At 66.3% G+C, this 20,530-nt stretch carries 19 protein-coding genes; 8 read left to right on the top strand and 11 right to left on the bottom strand.

Annotated features, from left to right (window positions below; all coding sequences use genetic code 11):
* Window positions 1-580 precede the first annotated feature (580 nt).
* The 3 genes from EVC45_RS40225 to EVC45_RS45920 all read right to left on the bottom strand — a co-directional run bounded on the left by EVC45_RS40225 (window position 581) and on the right by EVC45_RS45920 (window position 5,113).
* Complete coding sequence (locus EVC45_RS40225) at window positions 581-1,846, bottom strand: virulence factor family protein (RefSeq protein WP_129963675.1); 1,266 nt, start codon at window positions 1,844-1,846, stop codon at window positions 581-583.
* A complete protein-coding gene (gene mprF, locus EVC45_RS40220) occupies window positions 1,843-4,434 on the bottom strand; it encodes a bifunctional lysylphosphatidylglycerol flippase/synthetase MprF (protein ID WP_211193556.1) in 2,592 nt (863 codons plus the stop codon). Before mprF ends, EVC45_RS40225 begins: the two co-directional genes overlap by 4 nt.
* 535 nt (window positions 4,435-4,969) lie before the next feature.
* A complete protein-coding gene (locus tag EVC45_RS45920; RefSeq protein WP_168991635.1) occupies window positions 4,970-5,113 on the bottom strand; it encodes a hypothetical protein in 144 nt (47 codons plus the stop codon).
* A 230-nt stretch (window positions 5,114-5,343) separates the two neighbouring features.
* Here EVC45_RS45920 and EVC45_RS40215 point away from each other — a divergent pair, with 230 nt between their 5' ends.
* The gene (locus EVC45_RS40215; RefSeq protein WP_129963677.1) at window positions 5,344-6,747 is read left to right on the top strand and encodes an MFS transporter; all 1,404 of its coding nucleotides are present in this window, start codon (window positions 5,344-5,346) and stop codon (window positions 6,745-6,747) included.
* Between the two features lie 56 nt (window positions 6,748-6,803).
* Here EVC45_RS40215 and EVC45_RS40210 read toward each other — a convergent pair whose 3' ends face one another.
* The 5 genes from EVC45_RS40210 to EVC45_RS40190 form a co-directional block, all read right to left on the bottom strand.
* Window positions 6,804-7,298, bottom strand: coding sequence for a DUF421 domain-containing protein (locus EVC45_RS40210; protein ID WP_129963673.1), 495 nt, complete (start codon window positions 7,296-7,298; stop codon window positions 6,804-6,806).
* Window positions 7,299-7,394: 96 nt separating this feature from the next.
* Window positions 7,395-8,060 carry a glycosyltransferase family 2 protein gene (locus EVC45_RS40205; RefSeq protein WP_129963672.1) on the bottom strand — a complete coding sequence of 222 codons (666 nt, stop codon included), beginning with the start codon at window positions 8,058-8,060 and terminating at the stop codon, window positions 7,395-7,397.
* Window positions 8,057-8,662, bottom strand: a complete 606-nt coding sequence (locus tag EVC45_RS40200; protein WP_129963671.1) for an SAM-dependent methyltransferase — start codon at window positions 8,660-8,662, stop codon at window positions 8,057-8,059. The genes EVC45_RS40205 and EVC45_RS40200 overlap by 4 nt, the downstream gene beginning before the upstream one ends.
* Window positions 8,663-8,695: 33 nt before the next feature.
* A complete protein-coding gene (locus tag EVC45_RS40195) occupies window positions 8,696-9,892 on the bottom strand; it encodes an acyl-CoA dehydrogenase family protein (RefSeq protein WP_129963670.1) in 1,197 nt (398 codons plus the stop codon).
* A gap of 120 nt (window positions 9,893-10,012) precedes the next feature.
* Entirely contained in the window at window positions 10,013-11,986 is a 1,974-nt protein-coding gene (locus tag EVC45_RS40190) for a PAS domain-containing sensor histidine kinase (protein WP_129963669.1), read from the bottom strand.
* 318 nt (window positions 11,987-12,304) lie between these two features.
* On the opposite strand from EVC45_RS40190, the gene EVC45_RS40185 reads away from it, so the two are divergent.
* On the top strand, window positions 12,305-12,502 hold the full coding sequence (locus EVC45_RS40185) for a hypothetical protein (protein ID WP_129963676.1): 198 nt from the start codon (window positions 12,305-12,307) through the stop codon (window positions 12,500-12,502).
* Window positions 12,503-12,634: 132 nt separating this feature from the next.
* Here the strand turns inward: EVC45_RS40185 and EVC45_RS40180 are convergent, their stop codons facing one another.
* Window positions 12,635-13,693 (bottom strand): NAD(P)/FAD-dependent oxidoreductase, encoded by a 1,059-nt coding sequence (locus tag EVC45_RS40180; protein ID WP_129963668.1) that lies wholly within the window; start codon window positions 13,691-13,693, stop codon window positions 12,635-12,637.
* Window positions 13,694-13,935: 242 nt separating this feature from the next.
* Between EVC45_RS40180 and EVC45_RS40175 the strand changes: the two genes are divergently transcribed.
* Entirely contained in the window at window positions 13,936-14,373 is a 438-nt protein-coding gene (locus tag EVC45_RS40175; protein WP_129963667.1) for a carboxymuconolactone decarboxylase family protein, read from the top strand.
* A gap of 56 nt (window positions 14,374-14,429) precedes the next feature.
* Here the strand turns inward: EVC45_RS40175 and EVC45_RS40170 are convergent, their stop codons facing one another.
* Window positions 14,430-15,290 (bottom strand): LysR family transcriptional regulator, encoded by an 861-nt coding sequence (locus tag EVC45_RS40170; RefSeq protein ID WP_129963666.1) that lies wholly within the window; start codon window positions 15,288-15,290, stop codon window positions 14,430-14,432.
* A 148-nt stretch (window positions 15,291-15,438) separates the two neighbouring features.
* On the opposite strand from EVC45_RS40170, the gene EVC45_RS40165 reads away from it, so the two are divergent.
* The 5 genes from EVC45_RS40165 to EVC45_RS40145 all read left to right on the top strand — a co-directional run bounded on the left by EVC45_RS40165 (window position 15,439) and on the right by EVC45_RS40145 (window position 18,872).
* A complete protein-coding gene (locus tag EVC45_RS40165; RefSeq protein ID WP_248295448.1) occupies window positions 15,439-16,839 on the top strand; it encodes a DHA2 family efflux MFS transporter permease subunit in 1,401 nt (466 codons plus the stop codon).
* An 87-nt stretch (window positions 16,840-16,926) separates the two neighbouring features.
* Window positions 16,927-17,154 (top strand): hypothetical protein, encoded by a 228-nt coding sequence (locus tag EVC45_RS40160; RefSeq protein WP_129963664.1) that lies wholly within the window; start codon window positions 16,927-16,929, stop codon window positions 17,152-17,154.
* The gene (locus EVC45_RS40155; protein ID WP_129963663.1) at window positions 17,151-17,372 is read left to right on the top strand and encodes a hypothetical protein; all 222 of its coding nucleotides are present in this window, start codon (window positions 17,151-17,153) and stop codon (window positions 17,370-17,372) included. The genes EVC45_RS40160 and EVC45_RS40155 overlap by 4 nt, the downstream gene beginning before the upstream one ends.
* A gap of 12 nt (window positions 17,373-17,384) precedes the next feature.
* The gene (locus tag EVC45_RS40150; RefSeq protein WP_129963662.1) at window positions 17,385-18,500 is read left to right on the top strand and encodes a glycosyltransferase family 2 protein; all 1,116 of its coding nucleotides are present in this window, start codon (window positions 17,385-17,387) and stop codon (window positions 18,498-18,500) included.
* 150 nt (window positions 18,501-18,650) lie between these two features.
* Window positions 18,651-18,872 carry a hypothetical protein gene (locus EVC45_RS40145; protein ID WP_129963661.1) on the top strand — a complete coding sequence of 74 codons (222 nt, stop codon included), beginning with the start codon at window positions 18,651-18,653 and terminating at the stop codon, window positions 18,870-18,872.
* Window positions 18,873-19,021: 149 nt separating this feature from the next.
* On the opposite strand, the gene EVC45_RS40140 is transcribed toward EVC45_RS40145, so the two are convergent.
* Entirely contained in the window at window positions 19,022-20,329 is a 1,308-nt protein-coding gene (locus EVC45_RS40140) for an MFS family transporter (protein WP_129963660.1), read from the bottom strand.
* Window positions 20,330-20,530: the final 201 nt, after the last annotated feature.

Below are 20,530 nucleotides of genomic sequence, written 5' to 3'. Positions count from 1 at the left end.
AAGCGCGCCGACAGATTCGGCGCGCGTTCGAGTTCGGTCTCGCGCGCCACGTCGTAGACGCGCGCGGTCAGGGTCTTCTTAAGATAGTCGTGGGACGGCGCGACGCGCCCGGCCGCTGCGACGGCCTGTTCGAGTTCGATCAACAGCACGGCAAGCTCCTGGGTGGCAACATTAGATGCAACAACGAACCAACGGCAATCGACATCGAACGATGGCAATCGCAACATGTTCGCCAGGAGGCAGGCAGAGAATGAACCTGAAAGCGGACATAAAAAAACCCGCCTCGTTTGGCGGGTTATGTGTCACTGCAAGTCGACGCGCGCTAACCCACCATTCGATGAATGATGCTAATAATCAGCGCAATACGGATGTCGAGGCAGTTCATGTCGGCGATCTTCGTCGACTTGGCAGGCTTTGTCAATCCCCGCGGAGCGCGAGTCGTTGCGCGCGGATATTGGTCAGCCTTCCTAACCGCTGCTGATGCCAACGGCGAATCAATTGCGGTATTCCGGCGCGAACGGCCCGAAAAAAAGCGGGGCGCGCCAGCCAGCGCGCCCCGCCGATACGACCGACACCGCGATCAATCGCGCACGCCGCTCTGCTTTTTGAATGCCGTGAGAATGCGCTGCTCAAGCGCGTTGTAATCGCGGCCGAAGTGATGATCGCCGGAGGTACGGATGACTTCGACACCGGTCTTGTCGAGCGCCGGACACAGCGTGTCGGTTTCGCTCGCGCCATAGAAGCATTGGACGATCGACGGCGGAACATGCGTCAACTCGGGCCGCACGTTCAGCGCCTTGTCGCTCGCTGGCATGCCGAGCCAGCCACCGACGCGAATCTGGAAATCGGCGTCGGGCGCGAAGCCGAGCAGCGAAATCAGCGACACCTGATCGCGCTGCGCCTGCGGCAGCCGGTTATACGCGAACGGCATCACGTCGGCGCCGAACGAATAGCCGATCAACGCGATGTGCTGCGCGTGCCAGCGCTCGCTGTAGGTTTGCATCACGCGCGCGAGATCGTGGCTCGTTTGCGCCGGCGGCTTCTCGCTCCAGAAATAGCGCAGGCTGTCCCAGCCGATCACCGACACGCCATCTTTCTGCAGCGCCAGCGCGATCGTCTTGTCGAGATCGCGCCAGCCGCCATCGCCGGAAATCACGATCGCCATCAGGCCGTTCGGATGTGCGGCCGGCAACTCGATCAGCGGCAGGTCGGACACGTCGTCGGCGCTCGTCGAGACCGGCTGCAGATGTGGCGTCAACAATGCAACGAGACGGGTGCGATCTGCATCGCCCGTGCTCGCCTTTTCGACGAAGCCCGGGACCTTGTCGCGGATCACGGTCGGGTCGGGCCGGCACGGCTCGAAGCGCGCGTCGAGCGTGTGATCGGCGTCGATCGACACCGCGCCCGCCACCGTATTGGACGGCGCCTGCTCGAGCACGCGCATCGCGAGCGTCGCACCCTGCCCCGTACCCGCGACGATCGGCGCGAAGTAGCGGCTCGACTGCGATTGCCGTTCGAGCTGATGGCTCAGCGCCTCGGCATCGCCCACCAGCTGATGACAGGTTTCCTTTTTCGCGGCCAGGTTCGCAGCGTAGTGCGCGGTATCGACGCCGACCGTCATCGCGCCCGCTTTGGCGAGCGCATCCGCGCTCTGCTGATCGGCCGCGCTCCAGCCGCTCGCCTGCGAATACAGCACGACGAAGCCGCGCAGCGGCCCCTCGGGCTCGGTCACGCGCACGTCGCCATAGCGGCCGCCCGGCACGGTGGTGGTGGCCGCGTGCGCGAGCGCGCCGCAGCTCAGAACGCTCGCCGCGACGGCGAGCCGGAACAACGGATGCAATGTCATGAACGCCGGCCTCCTGCCAGCAGCGACAGGTCCGCGAGCGTGAAGAACACGCCCGAACCGGATGCCGCGAGATAACGCGGCTCCCAGTGCGGCTGGAACTTGCTCTTGAAAGCACGCAGTCCGCGGAAGTTATAGAAGCGGCCGCCGAAGCGCCACACGATGCCCGCCAGCCGATGCCAGCGCGACGCGAGCGGGGTCGGCTGCACGCCGGAGAGCGGCGCGATGCCGAGACTGAGCGAGCGGAAGCCCGCCTGTTTCAGATGCAGCGCGAGCTGCGTGAACAGATATTCCATCGCGTACGGCGACGCGCTTTCGACGTGGCGCATCACGCCGACGGTCGCCTCGGTATTCATGTCGGTCGTCATGAAAGTCACGAACGCGACCGGCTCGCCGTTCTGGCGCACCAGCATCACCGACTGCGCGGCGAGGTATTCGTCATGGAAAGCCGCGACCGAGAAGCTCTTCTCGCGCGCGTCGCGGCTGTCGAGCCAGCCGTCGGAAATGCCGCGCAGCGTTTCGAGCGACGCCGGCACCTGCGCCTGATCGATCACTTCGACGCAGTAGCCGTCGCGCTCGCCGCGCTTGAGCGCATAGCGCAGATGCGCGCGGTGCGAGCCCTTCAGATCGAAGTCGTCGAGCACGACGTGCGCTTCCTCGCCGAGCTTCATCAGCGTGAGGCCGGCGTCGAGATACAGCGGCAACGCATTCGCGCGTACCTGGTAGAACGCGGCGCGACCGCCGTGCGCATGCGCGAGCGCGACGAACTTTTTGATGAGACCCGCCCACTCTTCGCGCGTCCCCACCGGATCGTGCAGCGCGGCCCACGTGCGGCCGTATTTCGCGTACATCAGGAACGCCTCGCGCGATTCCGAAAACAGGAAGCTCTTGTCGCCCATCAACGCGAGACCGGCATCGCTGCGCTCCTGGGCGCGCACGATCCGCGCGGCGTCGTGCAGATCTTCGGGCGCGGGCTTCACGAAGCGGCCCGGCGCCGGACGCAGCAATTGCCAGAACGAGAAGGTCGCGGCGAACACGCTCGCGGCGAGCGTCGCGCGCAGCGCGCGCGGCGCGCGCTCGTCGAACGCGAATTGCCACCACAGGTCGCGCGTGTACGGCACGTCACGGAAAGCGAACAGCATGACCCACGTCGCGAGCATCAGCACCATCGCGATCGATACGAGCCAGCCGGCCGTAAAACGCTCGGCGAACAGCGACGAATGACGGTTGAAGCGCTTACGCGTCGCGAGCAGCAGTACGATCAGCATGCCGAGCACACCGGCTTCGACGAACGCGAGACCCTTAGTCAGCGACAGCGCGAGGCTCAGCAGCGCGAGCGCGAGCGTCATCCACCACGCCGCATCGAGCCGCCGCAGCAGCCCGCGCGCGACGAACAGCAGCAGCACGCCGAGCACGCTGCACAGCATCTGCGAGCTTTCCAGCACCCACAGCGGCACCAGGTCGCGCAGTATATGAATACGCTGCCAGAACGCCGGCGTCGCGCTCGAAATCACCAGCATGCCGCCGACCACGAAGGTGACGAGGCTCAGAAACAGCGGCGCGAGTTCCGACACGCGCTCCGCCTGCAGCATCGACAAACGGCTTTTCAGCGCGCGCCCCTCGAAGCCCGCGAGCAGCGCCGCGGAGACCACCAGCGGCACGCCGAAATAGATCGCGCGATAAGCGAGCAGCGCGGCGACCATCTGATGCATCGCCACGCTGCCGCTCAGCGTGAACACCATCGCCGCCTCGAACACGCCGACGCCGCCGGGCGTATGGCCAATCAGGCCGAGCAGCATCGCGGCTGCGTACACGGTGATGAAGCCGACGAAGCTCACGTTCGCGTGCGGCAGCAAGGCCCACAGCGCGAGGCCCGCGGCGACCACGTCGAGCACCGCCAGCGCGACCTGCGCGAGCAGATCGCCGCGCGCGGGAATATCGAACGAGAGCCACTGCCAGCGTGTGCGGACCGGCCGCGTTTCGCGGCGGCACGCGGCGGCCGCGAGCACCAGCGCGATCAGCAGCGCAGCGCCGCTCCAGCGCAGCGCGACCGGCGACAGATGCAGCATCGGCGCGAGCTGACCGGCCATGCAGACCATGCCGAGCGCGGTCATCAACACGAGGGCGAGCGCGAGCGACACGCTGGTGAACACCGTCATGCGGCCGATCTGCGCGGGCGTGATGTTGGCGACGCCGTACACCCGCGCGCGCACCGCCCCGCCCGTCAGCGCGCCGAAACCGGTCACATTGCCGAGCGCCGAACCGGCGGTCGCGCCGACCCAGAGCGCCGCGCGCGGCACCTTCGCGCCGAGATAGCGCAGGCCGACCGCGTCGCGCCCGACCAGCGCGACGTAGCTGAGCGCAGTCGCGCCGAGCGCACCGATCCACTCGCGCGCCGACAGCGCGCGCAGTTCGCGGATCACCGAACGGTAGTTCACTGCCTCGGACAGATGCTGCAGCACGACCAGCAGCAGCCCGCAAATGACGAGCGCGAGCACGGGCGACAGAAGCCCCTTGCTGCAAAGCGCTTTCGATGCACGGCCGAGCAGCGCGCGGGGGCGCTCGAAGCTGTGTTGAAGTCGGTGAAACATGGTCAATGCGGGCCTTGCGAGGAGCGGTCGCGGCGACGGGCCGTCACGCGCGGTATCGCCTGTGGCGGCGATTACAAAGAGATAACGGCAAAACGTGCAAAAGGTTGACACCATTAGCAATTTTGCTGTCAGTTCACTTGCGCGGCGCGTGTCAAAAGCGCGCGATTGTAATGCTTCTTCGCGCGATGCGAGGCATCAAGATCGCGGCTGGGGGTGCCGTAATCAGGGGCAGAGGCGCGGCGCGGCAACCGGTATCGGCTGCGCAGCACGCGCGGCGTGAGGCGCCGGACCGGAAGGGAAATGGCGACGGCGGAGCAGAATGGCTGGCGGCGGACGTCTGTCCGGGTGCCACCGGCCTCGCCGGGGATGCCACCCGGCGCGCGGTGGAGAGGCGTGCGCCGCGTATTCGCAGTGCAACGCCGCCGCGACGCAACCCACGCGCCTCACGGGGGCAGAAAGCACAATGCCCGCTACTCGAGCGGGCATCGACACGGCAGCCGGGGCTTGCGCGGGCCGCCGGCAACATCTGCCGCGCTTAGTTCGGGCGACGATACGCTTCGGCGATCACGGCGCAGTTCTGCAGATGCAGGTTCAGCGCATGCAGCGCCAGCGCGCGCAGCTTGCCGAAAAACGTGTTGGCGGCGGGGATGGAACGGACTGCATTCGATGCGGTGTTCATGGCGGCTCCTCATTAGGGTTTGTACCTAAGCAATAACCCGATTATAGTCATCTCATGGCGCAGCGCAACAAAAATCAATATTGATTGGCGGGGGCGCCGCGCCACCGTCGCGTGTCGGATACAGAAAATTCGTAAAGGGCGGCAACGGTCGCGCAGGTATTAACAATCCGCACCGTACAGGTGCAATAATGACCCCTTTGCCTGCGACGCGTCGCCGCAGCCTCGCCGTCATGACCGTCGCCCAGACTCAGAAAGCTCTGATTGCGCCCCTGATCGTCGCGTGCGCCATGTTCATGGAAAGCGTCGATGCCAACGTGATCGTCACTGCGCTGCCGGCCATGGCGCGCGATTTCGCGCGCGATCCGGTCACGCTGAAGATCGCGGTGACGAGCTACGTGCTCGGGCTCGGCGTGTTCATTCCGGTATGCGGCTGGCTCGCCGACAAGTTCGGCGCGCGCACGGTGTTCCGCACGGCGATCGCCATCTTCATTGCGGGCTCGCTGTTGTGCGCCGCGTCCAACTCCCTCGCCACCTTCACGGTGGCGCGCTTCATTCAGGGGGTCGGCGGCGCGATGATGGTGCCGGTCGGGCGCATCATCATCTTTCGCGTGGTGGAGAAAGCCGACTTCATCCGCGCGATGAACTACCTGAGCGTGCCCGCGATGCTCGGCCCCGCCGCCGGTCCGCTGCTCGGCGGCTTCATCACCACGTATCTGCACTGGCGGCTGATCTTCTTCATCAACGTGCCGATCGGCATTCTCGGCATCTATCTGACCAATCGTTATATCGCCAATACGCGCGAGCCCGACCCGGGGCCGCTCGACTGGATCGGCTTCCTGTTGTCGGCGGCCGGCGCGGTATTGCTGCTGCTCGGATTGTCGCTGGTCGGCGGTGAACTGATTTCGAATACCGACGCGTTCGGCATGTGCGCGCTCGGCGCGGTGCTGCTCGCGATCTACGTCGTGTACGCGCAGCGCGTCGCGCTGCCGCTGCTCGATCTGCGCTTTTTCAAGGTGCCGACCTTCCAGGCGAGCGTGCTCGGCGGCTCGCTGTTTCGCATCGGTCTAGGCGCGTTGCCGTTTCTGCTGCCGCTGCTGCTGCAGGAAGGTCACGGCATGAGCGCGTTCCAATCGGGGCTGATCACCTGCGCGTCCGCGTTCGGCGGCATGTTCATGCGCACGATCGCCTCGAAGGTGCTGCGCCGCTTCGGCTTTCGCCAGGTGCTGGTGTTCAACGCCGCGCTATCGGGCATTTCGATCGCCGCGTGCGGGCTGTTCTTCCCGCACACGCCGACGTGGATCATCTGGGTCGTGGTGCTGCTCGGCGGCTTTTTCCCCGCGTTGCAGTTCACGAGCCTCAATTCGCTGACCTATGCGGAGATCGCGAGCCGCGACGTCGGCCGCGCGACGAGCCTCGGCAGCGTCGTGCAGCAGATGTCGCTCGGTCTCGGCGTGACGGTCGGCGGGATCGTGCTGCAGATTTCGCGCGCGCTGCACGGGCATCCGAGCATCACGTGGTCGGATTTCTGGCCCGCGTTTCTCGTCGTCGGGCTGTGCTCGTTCGCGTCGATTCCCGTGACGCTGCGCTTGCCGCGCGGCGCGGGCGCGGAGATTTCGCGCGGCGGGCGCGGCTGAGGGGCGCCGCTTGAGTGGCTGCACGCAGCCGCCCCACCCTCCACCGCTTCACGCGCTCACGCGCGCTTGCGAATCACGCTCACCTCGCCATTGCGTTCGAGAATCGCGGCCGCCACGTTGTCCATCGAGCGCGAACCGGTTTTCTGCCGCACGCTTTCCTCGATGTCGGTGCGCGTGACTAGCGCCGCGTGCATTTCGTTCGCGTGGAACTTGCCGTCGCTGAACAACTCGCGCTCGGTGCCGCCCACCAGCAGTTCGAAACGGCGCGAGCGCATGAACGCCCACGCGAGCATCCGGTGACACGCGACGATCGCGAACGACGCGACCACGGTCGCGATAAACGGCGAAGCACCGACGATCGCGCGGCTCAGCGTCGCGCCGAGCAGAATCACGACGACCGAATCGAACGGCGAGCGCTGTCCGAACGAACGTCGCCCCGATACGCGGATCAGCGCGAGCGCGATCACGAACACGGCGATCGAGCGCATCCCCATCTGCAACGGGTCGAGTTCCCTGCCTTGGCCGAATAGAACGAAAAGCGCGTCCCTCATGTTCGTCCTCCTCGCGGCGTGTTGCCGTGCCAACGTTCTGGTGTCCGGATCGTTGCGAGCGAGACGAGCTCGCGACTCGCGACGCACCGGCGTCGATCAGGCCAGCGCGCCATCCGTCGCCCACGACATCAGCGTGTCGCCGAAGCCGCCGCGCGCGCGGGCCGCGGTTCGCGCACTCGTGGTCACGCGCGGCGCGGCACTCCACGCGATGCGCGCGCCAGTCGCGATCAGACGATCGACGAGCGCGACGTCCTCGCTGCACCTGAGCGGCGGAAAGCCGCCCGCGCGCCGATAGGCGTCCGCGGAGACGCCGAGATTCGCGCCGTGCACATGACGATGCCCGTCGGCGTCGACATAGGTCTTGCGGAAATATTCGCGCACGCCGTGCGGATGCGCGCCCCAGTCGTCGACGGCGATCGAGCCGCACACCGCATCGGCGCCGAGCGCCAGTTGCGCGGCCAGCCAATCCGGCGACACCCGGCTGTCGGCATCGGTGAACGCAAGCCAGCGCGCGCCGTGCGCGAGCAGCAGCGACGCGCCGAGCGCCCGGGCGATCCCGACGTTGCGGGCCTTTAGCGTGAGCGTCTGCACGCCGTAAGCGCGCGCGATCGCGCCGCTGAAATCGCTGCACGCGTCGAGCGCGACGACGATCCGCACCTCCTCGCCGGCCAGCGTTTCGTGTCGCGACGCTTCGAGCAAGGCCGCGAGGCAGCGCGCGAGCAACGCCTCTTCGTTATGCGCCGGAACGATCACGCCGATCATAGAAGCCCCTCACGCTGCGCGACCGAACGGGCGTCGCGCGACCACACGTCGATCAGCAGGTCGGCTTCATCGTGATGCGCGAGACGCGCGAGACCGCAGCGCGCATCGAATAGCGCGTGCGCATGATCGGCCGATTCGCTCGCTTCGGCGAACGGGCGGCGCCAATGACAGGCGAGCAGCGTGCCGTCCGTCGTCAGCGACCCGGCGATGCGCGCGGCCAGCGCTTCGAGCTCGGCGGCGTCGAGGTAGTACGCAAACTCGCTGATCACGATCAGATCGAACGGACCGCGCTCCGTCGGCCATTCGCGCGGCACCCTGCGCCGTTCGACGCGCACGTTCGATGCGCCCGCCACGCGTTCGCTCGCGAGCTCGACGGCGCGCGCATGCAGATCGGCGGCGAGCAGCGCGTCGCAGCGCGTCGCCAGCGCGGCCGTCAACTCGCCGTTCGCGCAGCCCGGTTCGAACGCATTGCAATAGCGCGGCCGCGGCAGCAGCGCGAGCGTCAGCGAACGCTTGCGGCGTTCGTACCAGCCTTCGCGCAAGCGCCACGGATCGTCGCTGTGCCGGTAAAGGTCATCGAAGTACAGCATCGTCGAGCTCATCTCAGCGATCCTCCGAAGGCTGGGGAGAAAGCGTCATAGCGTCCACGCCGTCAGTGTTTGCGAAGACGCGTGATGCGCTGCAGGCACGGCGGTCGGGTCGACGCACGCGACGAGCCGTTCGCCGAGCGCGGCAAGATCGCGTTGCGCGTGGCTTTGCCGCAGAAACACCGGCAGATCGGCGAGCGCTCGCGCAAAGCGCGCATCGCGGCACAACGGGCCCGCGCCGAGCGCGCGCGTCGCGTGATCGATCACGGCGCTCGCGGCCTCTTCGACCGCCAGACGCGCGCGCAACACGCGCGTTTGCGCATCGGCCGACGGCTGCGCGTCGATCCACGCGGCGGTTTCGCGCAGTACCGCGGCGGCCGACTGCAAAGCGACATCAGTCGCACCGAGATGAGCCAGCCGATGCGCATCCGCGCGCCGGGCGCACGCGTCGCGCAGCGCGCGGCCGATCTGTGCGGCCGCGCCGTACCAGCACGCGGCGATACCGGCGCCGCCATGCCAGAAGCCCGCACGACGCAGATACGCATGGGGCTCGCCGACGAGCGTCGCCACGGTGTCGTTGAACGTGACATCCGCACTCGCGGTCGCCTGCATGCCGACCGCCTGCCACTTCGAGGTATCGATCGAGATCGAGGTCTGGTTCAGCGCAACGGCCGCGAGCACGGGCTCGTCGTCGCGCCATGCGGTCACGAGCGCATGGGTGAGCGCCTGCGCGCCGGAGCACCAGGCTTTGGTGCCGGACAGGCGTACCGAAGCGCCCGCGCCGGAAACGTTCTGGATTCCTTCATTGATCGCGCGCAGCCGCGCGTCCGGCGCCTCGGCGGCCCACACGCCCCAGCGGCTTGCCGTGGGTGGCAACGGACCATTCAGCTCAGCGAGAATCGCGAGCGCATCGGTATGGCCTTCGAACAGTTTGACGAGACCGAGGTCGCACGCGGCAACCGCCGCCAGCGCGCGCCAGCGCACCAACGTTTCGCCATGCCCCGGCAACGGCATGCTCGGCGCGCGATCGTAGCCGCGCTCGATCAGATCGGCGAGCAGTGCGCCGAGCCCAGCGGGATCGTTCGCATCGAATCGCGCGTCGCCCAGGAAACCGTCGAGCGACATCGCGGGGTTGACGGGCTGCGGCGCGCTGGCGCCCGCGCGTAGTGCGCTGCCGCCATGCCGATCTGGGACCTGGCGTGTTGGGACCTTGAAGCCGGCAGCGTGGTCGCGGGCGTCGAGCATCGTGTCTCCCTGCATCGGTGCGGTCCTCTGCCCGCCGAGTGACGACGGACCGGAACGCATGCAGAGTCACAGCAAACACCGTGCCCCGGCTGGCGAGTCAGCCGCGCGGCGAAACAGCGGCTACCTCCCGCCACTTCCGCTCAGACGTCCATCCGCCTTCGCGAGCAACGCGTCGAGGACCGCCATCTCGACCGGCTTCACGAGGTGCGCATGAAAACCCGCCGTGCGAGTGCGATCGAGATCGCTCGCATGGCCGAAGCCCGTCATCGCCGCGTACATCGTGCGGGCCGTCTCGGGCAGCGCGCGCATCGCCGCGAGCGTCGCATAGCCATCCATCTTCGGCATCGCGAGATCGATCAGCGCGAGATGCGGCGAGAAGCGCGGCGCGATCTGCAGCGCCTGCTCGCCCTCGTAGGCAGTACGCACCTCGTGGCCTTTCAGTTCGAGCAGCATCGCGAGGCTGTCGGCCGAATCGCGATTGTCGTCGATGAGCAGAATCCGCAGCGGCTGCACCTCGGGCGCGGCGTTGAGCGTGCCGCTGTCCGTGGTGTCGGACTGCGAGGGCGCGAGCGGCAGGCTCAACGTGAACGTGCTGCCGTGTCCCGGTCCTTCACTGCTCGCGACGATGCTACCGCCATGCATTTCGACGAGCGATTTGCACAGCGTGAGGCCGATCCCGAGCCCGCCCTCGCCGACGTTCTGGCCGTCCTTTTCCTGTGCGAACAGTTCGAAGATCTTGTCGAGCGAGCGCACCGGAATGCCGCAACCGGGGTCGCGCACTTCGAGCACCGCCATGCGAAAGTCGACCCGTCCCTGCACCTCGATCACGCCGCCTTTGGGTGAAAACTTCGACGCGTTGTGCAGCAGGTTTTGCAGCACCTGCACGAGCCGCGTCATATCGCCGCGAATGATCACCGGATCCTCGGGCACATGCGCGGTCACGCGCTGCTCTCGCGAGTCGGTGAAAGGTCGCGCCGCTTCGATCGCGCGCCCGACGAGTTCGGCGAGATCGACGCGCGAGATGCGCAGTTCGACCTTGTCGGACATGATGCGGCCGACGTCGAGCAGGTCGTCGACGAGCCGCGTCAGGTGCGTGACCTGGCGATCGATCAGATCGCGCGCGCGCGCGACCACCGGGCTCAGATTGGTCTCCATCTGCAGCGTGCCGACCGCGTTGCGCACCGATGCAAGCGGATTGCGCAGTTCGTGCGCGAGCGTCGCGAGAAATTCGCGCAGGCGCTCGCTCGACCGTTCGAGCTCCTCGCGGCGGCGCCGCTCGGTCAGGTCGCGCGTGATCTTCGCGAAGCCGCGCAGCCGGCGCGCTTCGTCGTACACGGCGGTGATGATCACGTTGGCCCAGAAGGTCGAGCCGTCCTTGCGCACGCGCCAGCCTTCGTCCTCGACGGTGCCGATCTGCCGCGCGATCGCGAGTTCGCGCGCGGGCTTGCCGGCGGCCGCCTCCTCGGGCACATAAAACAGCGAGAAATGCCGGCCGACGATTTCGTCGTGCGTGTAACCCTTGATGCGCGCGGCACCCGAATTCCAGCTGACGACGAAGCCTTGCGGATCGAGCATGAAGATCGCGCAGTCCTTTACGCTATCGACGAGCAGACGGAAGCGCTCCTCGCTCTGACGCAACGCTTCGAGATATTCGCGCTGCGCGGTCAGATCGCGGGTGATCTTCGCGAAGCCGGTGAGTTCGCCCGCCGCGTTGCGAACCGCCGTGATCACGACGTTCGCCCAGAACGTCGTGCCGTCCTTGCGCACCCGCCAGCCTTCGTCCTCGAAGCGGCCGCTCAGCGTCGCCTGTTCCAGCTCGTAGGTCGGCCAGCCGCGCGCGACGGCTTCCTCGGTGTAGAAGCGCGAGAAATGCTGGCCGACGATCTCGCTTTCCGTGTAGCCCTTCAGCTTCTGCGCGCCGACGTTCCAGCTGACGATGTTGCCTTTCGCGTCGAGCAGAAAGATCGCGTAGTCCGAGATCGCCTGAACGAGCGACGAATAGTCGACACCGACGGTCGCTGACGGCGCGGCCTCGGCCTGCACTCGAGCGTGGCCGCCGTGGTCGCCGGAAGAAGAAGCATCAAGCTGGTTCATGGTGGACACGTGATCGGAATTTTCGTTTTAAGCAAACCTCGCGCCTGGCCGGCGGCGAAGCGTTCGCGCAAGCGGTTGCGCGGTCCACGCATGGGCCGGGGAGGCGTCGCGAAGCGCGCACGCGCGCCGGCTCACAAGGCGCCAAGCTTATAACGGCGGGCCCCGCGATTGCTAGCGGGTCAGGACGGAATACGTCGCCGCGTGGCGGTTTCGGTGTTCCGATTTGCCCTTCACTAGCAAAAACAGGAGTGTCAATTGAAAAAGATATTCACGGCTTTCACCACGAACTACGCGGCCCCGCTCGCTCTCGCCGCGGCATTGGGTTTCGCCTCCACCGTCGCGCAGGCCGAAGGCTGCACCAAAGGCGCAGTCGTGGGCGGCGTCGGCGGCCATCTTGCCGGGCATCATGGGACGGCGGGCGCGGCCGCGGGCTGCGCGGTCGGCCACCATGAGGCCAAGAAGAAGGACAAGGCCGCGAGCGCCGCGGCCGCCGCGAGTGAACCAGCGGGCAAATAGTGGCTGCCGTGAGGAACGCGAGCAGGCGAGAACGGGCCGAGCGTCGCGTCATGCCGACGTCCGGCTCGGTTCGCCCTCGCTGCCAGTGCGCACGTGTCGCGATTCGAAACGGCCGCTGCGCCTGCGCGCCCGTCAACCCGCCGCGCCGATCTTTTCCGCGAGCCTGGTGTCGTAGCTCGAATGGACATGCACGCGTTTTTTGTCGGGGTACGCGTACGCGTACGCCTTGCGCAGCGCGAGCGACGCTTCGTGAAAGCCCGACAGGATCAGCTTCTGCTTGTTCGGATAGTTGGCGATATCGCCGACGGCAAAGATGCCGGGCCGCGAGCTTTCGTAGTTCGATGTATCGACATCGACGCGCCCACCGTGAATCGCCAGTCCCCACTGCGCGATCGGGCCGAGATCGGCGACGAGTCCATACAGCGCGATCAGATGCTCGGCTTCGAGCTGCGTCTCGCCGTCGATCTGCCGCAGCGTCAAGGAACGCAGCGCGCCGTCTTCCACATCGAGCGCCGCGATGCCACCGATGACGAAGTCCATCTCGCCCGCCTCGACCGCGCGCCGCATCTGCTCGACGCTCGAATCGGCCGCGCTGAAGCCGGCGCGCCGATGCACGAGCGTCACGCGCCGCGCGACCTTGCGTAATGCCAGCGCCCAGTCGAGCGCCGAATCGCCGCCGCCCGCGACGACCACGATCTTGTCGGCGAAATCGGCGACGCGCGGCACGCTGTAATGCACGTGGCGCTGTTCGAGCGGCACGGCCTCGGGGAGCCCGAGCTTTTGCGGGACGAACGCGCCGTTGCCGGCGGCGAGCAAGATCGCCGCCACGTCGAACACGAGGCCTTGCTGCGTGCGCACGGTCCAGCGTCCGTCGTCGCGCTGCTCGACCGAGTCGACGCGCTGTTCCAGATGGATCGGCACATCGAACGGCTTGCATTGCGCGATCAGCCGCTCGACCAGTTCGCGCGACGTGCACGATGGAATCGCCGGGATGTCGTAGATCGGCTTGTCGGGGTACAGCTCGATGCACTGGCCGCCGACGCGTCCGAGTATGTCGACGATCTGACAGCTGAGGCCGATCACCCCGGCCTCGAATGCCGCGAACAGACCCACGGGACCGGCGCCGACGATCAGGACATCGGTGCGGATCGGCGCGGTGGGCGGAAGAGACGGGTCGGCGGCAACGGTCATGGGGCAGGTCTCCGGATCACGGTGAAAGGCGCAAGTCGAGCATCGATGACCCACCATACCGAATCGGCTCGCACGCGGCAACGATGTCACTGTCGACGGTAAGGATGCTCGCCAGGTGCGCGCCGCGTCCGAAAGTGGTTACCTGAAAATATCTGGAATCGGCCATTTCGATGGTCCAAACGACGGACTAAGCTAACCACCAATCCGCTGCATCGCATCGTCCCAACGTCCAGGAGCTCATCATGGAACAACGTCTCGACTTCTACAAAGCCAACCCCGCCGCGATCAAGTCCTTGCTCGGCGTCGAAGAGCGCATCGGCAAGTCGGCGCTCGAAAAATCGCTGACCGAACTCGTGCGGCTGCGCGCATCGCAGATCAACGGCTGCGCGTATTGCGTCGACATGCATACGGCGGACGCGCGCAAAGGCGGCGAAACCGAGCGGCGTCTCGCGACCGTGGTCGTGTGGCGCGAAACGCCGTTCTTCACGGACCGCGAACGCGCGGCGCTCGAATGGACCGAAGCGGTCACGCTGGTGTCGCACGATCACGTGCCCGACGCGGTATGGAATGCGGTGCGGCCGCATTTCAGCGACGAGGAACTGGTCGACCTGACGCTGCTCGTGTCGGCGATCAACGCATGGAACCGCTTCGCGATTTCGTTCCGGAAGATGCCGGCTTGAGCGTGGCATGGCCGGTGGCATGAGGCGTCCTGAAACGCCGCGGCGCACGCCCTGCCTCACTCGCCGATCCACGACCCACGCAGATCGCTGTCATGCAGCAACTGCAGCAGCGTGCCCGCGGGCCGGCTCAAACGCTTCGCCGCGAGCGCGATGAATTCCACCGACGGCAACGTCGGCAGTCCAGCCGCATTCAATGGCGGCGCGAGCCCGCGCGCGGCCAGATACTGCGGCCGCACGGTGATGCCGAGTCCGCCGCGCGCGGCCGCGATACAGCCGGAATGACTGCTGCTCGTGCAGACGATCTGCCAGCTCGCGCCGGCTTCGGCGAGCGCGTCGAGCACAACCGCGCGCGTCACGCTCGGCTCGGCGACCAGGATCAGCGGCAGCGGCTGGCTCAGATCGACGAGCGTGCCGGTCCGCGCGAGCCATTCGAGCCGGCCCGTGAAAAGCGGCACGCCGCGCCGGTCGCCGAGCCGGCGCTTGCCGACCAGCAGATCGATCGAGCCCGCGTCGAGCAGTTCGTAGAGCCTGCCGGTCATGCCGATCGTGATTTCGAGTTCGACGTCGGGATGCGCGTTGCGAAACGCCGCGAGCACGGTAGGCAGCGGGCCGAGCGCGATGTCGTCCGACGAGCCGAGCCGCACGCGCCCCTTCAGGCGCGGCGCGCGGAACTGCGATTCCGCGCGCGACAGTGCCTGCAGAATCACGCTCGCGTGCGCGAGCATCGCTTCGCCGTCGGGCGTCATTGCGAGCGAATGGGTGTCGCGCACGAACAGGCGCCGGCCCACGCTCTGTTCGAGGCGCCGGATATGTTCGCTGACGCTCGACTGCGTCAGATCGAGCCGCCGCCCCGCTTCGGTGAAGCTATGGCAGGCCGCGACGGTCGAGAAGGTCTTGAGCCAGATGGGATTGAGCATGCGTGATTGTCGCGCTGCTTATCGGCATTGTCGATAACAGTCAGCGAGTCTAGTGGGGTTCCCGATTGACGTGGATGTCAATAAGATGACGGAATTCCGCCTCGCCCCGCTCTGGCGGCGCTTTGCCGCCGCACCCGCTGTCGAAAACATGACCAAGGATTCCTCTCAGACCGCCCTGCTGTGGATCGTCGCCGCCGGCTTCTTCATGCAGTCGCTCGACACCACGATCGTCAACACCGCGCTGCCGTCGATCGCGAACAGCCTGCACGTCGCGCCGCTCGCGATGCAGCCGGTCGTCGTCGCCTACACGCTGACGATGGCGATGCTGACCCCCGCCTCCGGCTGGCTCGCCGACCGCTTCGGCACCCGCCGCGTCTATTTCGCCGCGATTCTCGTGTTCGTGCTCGGCTCGATCTGCTGCTCGAGCGCGCACACCCTCGGCCAGCTCGTGATGGCGCGCGTGCTGCAAGGCCTCGGCGGCTCGATGCTGCTGCCGATCGGACGGCTCGCGGTGCTGCGCAGCGTGTCGGGCGAGCAATACGTGTCGGCGCTCGCGTTCATTTCGATCGCGGGTCAGCTCGGGCCGATCGCCGGGCCGACGCTCGGCGGCTGGTTCGTGCAGGCAATCACGTGGCACTGGATCTTTCTGATCAACGTGCCGATCGGCGCGCTCGGTCTGTATGCGGTGCACCGCTTTCTGCCGTCGCATGACGAGACCCAGGCACCACCGTTCGACGTGATCGGCTGCGCGCTGCTGTCGCTGTGCATGATCGCGTTTTCGCTCGCGATCGACGCACCGGTCTCCTCGCATCGCGCGGCGTGGTCGGCGGGGCTGTTCGCGGTGGCCGTCGCCAGCGCGCTCGCCTACATTCCGTACGCGAGAAACCGCCGCGATCCGCTGTTCAGGCTGTCGCTGTTCGGCGAGCCGAATTTCAGTGTCGGCCTGATCGGCAATCTCGTGTGCCGGGTCGGTTCGAGCGCGGTGCCGTTCCTCGTGCCGCTGCTGCTGCAATTGCAGCTCGGCTATTCGCCGCTGCACTCCGGTCTGATGATGCTGCCCGCGGCGCTCGCCGGCACGCTCGCGAAACGCTGGATCGCGCCGCTCGTGCGCCGCTACGGCTACGACACGTTCCTGCTCGTCAACACGATCATCGTCGGCTCGGCGATCGTCGCGTTCTCGCTGATTTCGCGCGGCACACCGCTCGTGATCGAAATCGCGATCCTCGCGGTGTTCGGCGCGGCCAACTCGATGCAGTTCGCGGCGATGAACAGCGTCACGTTGAAGGACTTGTCGCACGAAGACGCCGGCATGGGCAACAGCCTGTTCTCGATGGTGCAGATGCTCGCGATCGGGCTCGGCGTATCGATCGGCGGCGGGCTCGTCAATCTGTTCGCGGCCCAGTGGGGCTCGGCGGAACTCGGCTTCCGGCTCGCGTTCGTGTGCGTCGGTGTGATCACGCTCGTGTCCGCGTGGATCTTCCGCCATCTCGACGACCCGTCGGGCACGCGCGTGATTCGAGGGCAGGCCGCGCCGAGCGCGGGGCGGTGAGAGGCGGCGCAAGTTTGGTCGCCGGTGGCGTAATGCCGGGTCCACGTCTTGCTGCCGGAGGTTTGTCTTCCCTCCAGGAGAGCAGCGATGAGCAAGACGACGGAAAAATCCCACGGCGAAGCCAAAAACGCGGCCAAAAACGAATCCGGAAGCGCGCCCGGCACCCAGACCGAGGATCTCGCGCATCCGCACCATGCCGCGCATAGCGACAACGCGAAGAGCAAGATGCCCGAGCGCCACGACGAAGGCCACAAGCGGTCCCCCGCGGATCGTCCGGGCAAAAAATCCGGCGAGGGCGAACCGTCAGTCGGTTGAAAAATAAATCCCTGCCCCAGGGCGGCCCGGGCTGCGTCGCGGACCCGGGCCGCATCACGATTGCTTTCCAGCAGCTTTCTGTAAGCAAACATTTCTTCCTCATTTTTACCGAATATTTTTTCGGCGCCTTGGACTATTTTGCTGCTTGCGGCAAGGTGTGCGCCCTGCGAACCGGGTGCCCCCGCTGTCTGCCGCTTTATGCCGCTTCCGATCGTTAAAAGGCGTCATCCATGTCCAACCCGTCAAGTTCTGCCCGTGCCCATGCGCCCGTAGCCTATGTGTCGATCTGCGTGCCCACCTGCAATCGTCCCGACCTGCTCGTCGAATGCGTCGACTCGTGCCTCGCGCAAAGCTATCGGCACGTGGAAATCGTGATTGGCGACGATTCGACGGACGCGCGCACGCGCCAACTGATCCTGCAGCGTTACCGCGACGAGCCGCGCGTGCGCTACGAGAAGCACGAGCCGCCGCTTGGCCAGGCGCGCAACGTGTCGAGCCTGTTCGCGCGGGCGCGCGGCGACAAGATCCTGCTGATCCACGACGACGATCTGTTGACGAGCGACGCCGTCGACCGGCTCGTGTCGCTATGGCAGCGCTATCCGCAACTCGATGCGGCATTCGGCGCCCAGTACGAAGCCGATCACGACGGCGCGATCGACTTCGGCGCGAGCGTCCGCCTGAACGCGGCGTTCCGGCGCACCAAGGCCAGTGAGGGTCTGCAGCCGCTCGCCGGCCGCACCGGCCTGATTCAGATGTTTCCGAACAACGGCTGGATGGCCGATGCGCGGCTCGTCAAGCGGATCGGCTATGACGAGCGCTACGGCGTCTGCTGCGACTACGTGTTCGGCACCAAGCTATGCCTTGCCGCGCGCGAGGTGTTTTATCTGCACGACTATGTATCGGTGTATCGGAAGACCGCGACGTCGATCTCGCACAGCACGCGCGGCACGGGCATGGCCGCGACGCTGAGCGCCTATGCGTTCGTGAAGTCGCTGCGGCTGCCGGCGCAACTCGAAGCGTCGCGCCGGCAGGCGCTGCGGCGCTTCGTACCGATCGTCGTATCGATTCACGCAAAAAACGGCGACGCGCGCACGGGCTGGCGGATCGCGCGCACGCATCTGTTCGCCTACAGGTACGGCTTTAGCGCGCGGCTTTACTACCATCTGCTGATGCTCGCGCGCGCGGCCTGGCGGGGACGTCTGCCGATGGCGAGCGCGGCCGCCGATGCCGTCGCCGGCGTGGCGGCGGCGCCGTCGATGGCGACGCTCGGGGCCGTTGGCGCAGTCGCGGTGAATGAGACCGCGAGGAGCGACGAATTCGTCGGCGACCGCTCGAGGCCGGTATGAACCGCGACAGACGCGTCGCGGTCCGCGCGAGCGTGCTCCTGCGATTTGCTGCTAAGCATTCCCTGCTTAGCAAACGCGTATTCGTTACTTGGTCCCGCGCGCGCCGCTGATTACGATGAGCACGACCCGTCATCGCAGAGGTATTTCGCCATGTCAGACAATGCGTGTTTCAGGCCGCGCGTGATCGAACCGGTCGTCGATGATCGACCCGAAGGACTAGGCCTCGCGGTCGAGTTATGGCTCGCGCAACCGATCGACGGCATCGCGGGCCGCGCGGTGCAGATTCATCTGCGCAGCGGCGCGAGGATGGAACAGGCCGAGAGCTTGCGCGACCTGCTGCATGCGTGGGGGACACGGATCATCGTGAGTTGAGCCAGGCGCCCTGCTCCGCGTTTGCGAATTCACCCGCGAACGTCAATGCGATAAAAAAGCGGCGGCCAGGTTGCCCTGGGCCGCCGCTCGACTGCGGCGAATCGCGTCGCGCATCGCCGCACGACGTTTCGCCGTGTTCTATCAGCCGCTCACGGCTCGTGCCGCAGATACCCTTCGGTCGACGGATCGCGCATGCGCAGCGACACGATACCTGCGAGCGCGCACAGCGCGGTCACGTACCAGAAGAACATCGTCTCGACGCCGGCCGCCTTCAGCCACAGCGCGACATATTCAGCCGAGCCGCCGAAGATCGCATTCGCGACCGCATACGACAGCCCCACGCCGAGCGCACGCACTTGCGGCGGAAACATTTCCGCCTTGATCAGGCCGCTGATCGACGTATAGAAGCTGACGATCGCCAGCGCGACGACGACGAGCGCGAACGCCGCGACCGGGCTCGTCACGTCCTTCAACGCATGCAGCAGCGGCACCGTGCCGATTGTCGCGAACAAACCGAAGCACAGCATCGAATTGCGTCGGCCGATCCTGTCGGACAGTGCGCCGAACGCCGGTTGCATCAGCATGTAGACGAACAGCGCGGCGGTCATCACCGAGCTCGCGGTCTTCGCGTGCATGCCTGCGGTGTTGACCAGATACTTCTGCATATACGTCGTGAACGTATAGAAGATCAGCGAGCCGCCGGCCGTGAAGCCGAGCACCGTCATGAACGCGCCCTTGTGTTCCCACAAGCCGCGCAGCGTGCCTGCTTCCTTGCGCTCACGCGTCGCGGCGGTGGTGGTTTCGTCGAGCGATTTACGCAGATAGAGCGAGACCAGCGCGGCGATCGCGCCGATCGCGAACGGCACGCGCCAGCCCCATGCCTTCAGCTCGTCGGTCGTCAGCACCTGCTGCAGGATCACGAGCACGAGCAGCGCGAACAGTTGACCGCCGATCAGCGTCACATACTGGAACGACGCGAAAAAGCCGCGCCGGCCCTTCAACGCGACTTCGCTCATATAGGTCGCGCTGGTGCCGTATTCGCCGCCCACCGACAGGCCCTGGAACAGCCGCGCGATCAGCAGCAGCGCCGGCGCGAGCGCGCCGATCTGCGCGTAGGTGGGCAGCATCGCGATCACGAGCGAGCCGCCGCACATCATGAACACCGACACCATCATCGCGGTGCGGCGGCCGCGCTTGTCGGCGAGCCGGCCGAAGAACCAGCCGCCGATCGGCCGCATCAGGAAGCCGGCGGCGAACACGCCCGCCGTATTGAGCAACTGCGTGGTGGTGTTGCCGCTAGGAAAGAACGCCGGCGCGAAATACAGCGCCGTGAACGAATACACGTAGAAGTCGAACCATTCGACAAGATTGCCCGATGAAGCGCCGACGATCGCGAAGATGCGGCGCCGGGTGTCGTTGGCCGGGGCCAGGACGGATTGGTCGGTTAGATCGTTCATGCTGATGTCGGTCCTTTTTTATGACGGGGATGACGGTCGTGACGCCGCCTTTATGCCGCGCGTCGCGGCCATCCGCCCACGCGCGCGGCGAATTTTACATAAATGAAAGTTTCCGATGGGACTTTGTCGGTCCCAAATAGAAATGTCGGGTTTCCGCTAAATAGAAATGTCGTGTTCTGGGTAGTTTGAGCGCCGGACATC

Origin of the sequence: Paraburkholderia sp. UYCP14C (genome assembly GCF_004197395.1) — a bacterium.
Lineage (GTDB): Bacteria > Pseudomonadota > Gammaproteobacteria > Burkholderiales > Burkholderiaceae > Paraburkholderia.
The sequence above is the reverse complement of the archived record's forward strand: the minus strand, read 5'-3'. Positions and strand labels throughout refer to the sequence as shown.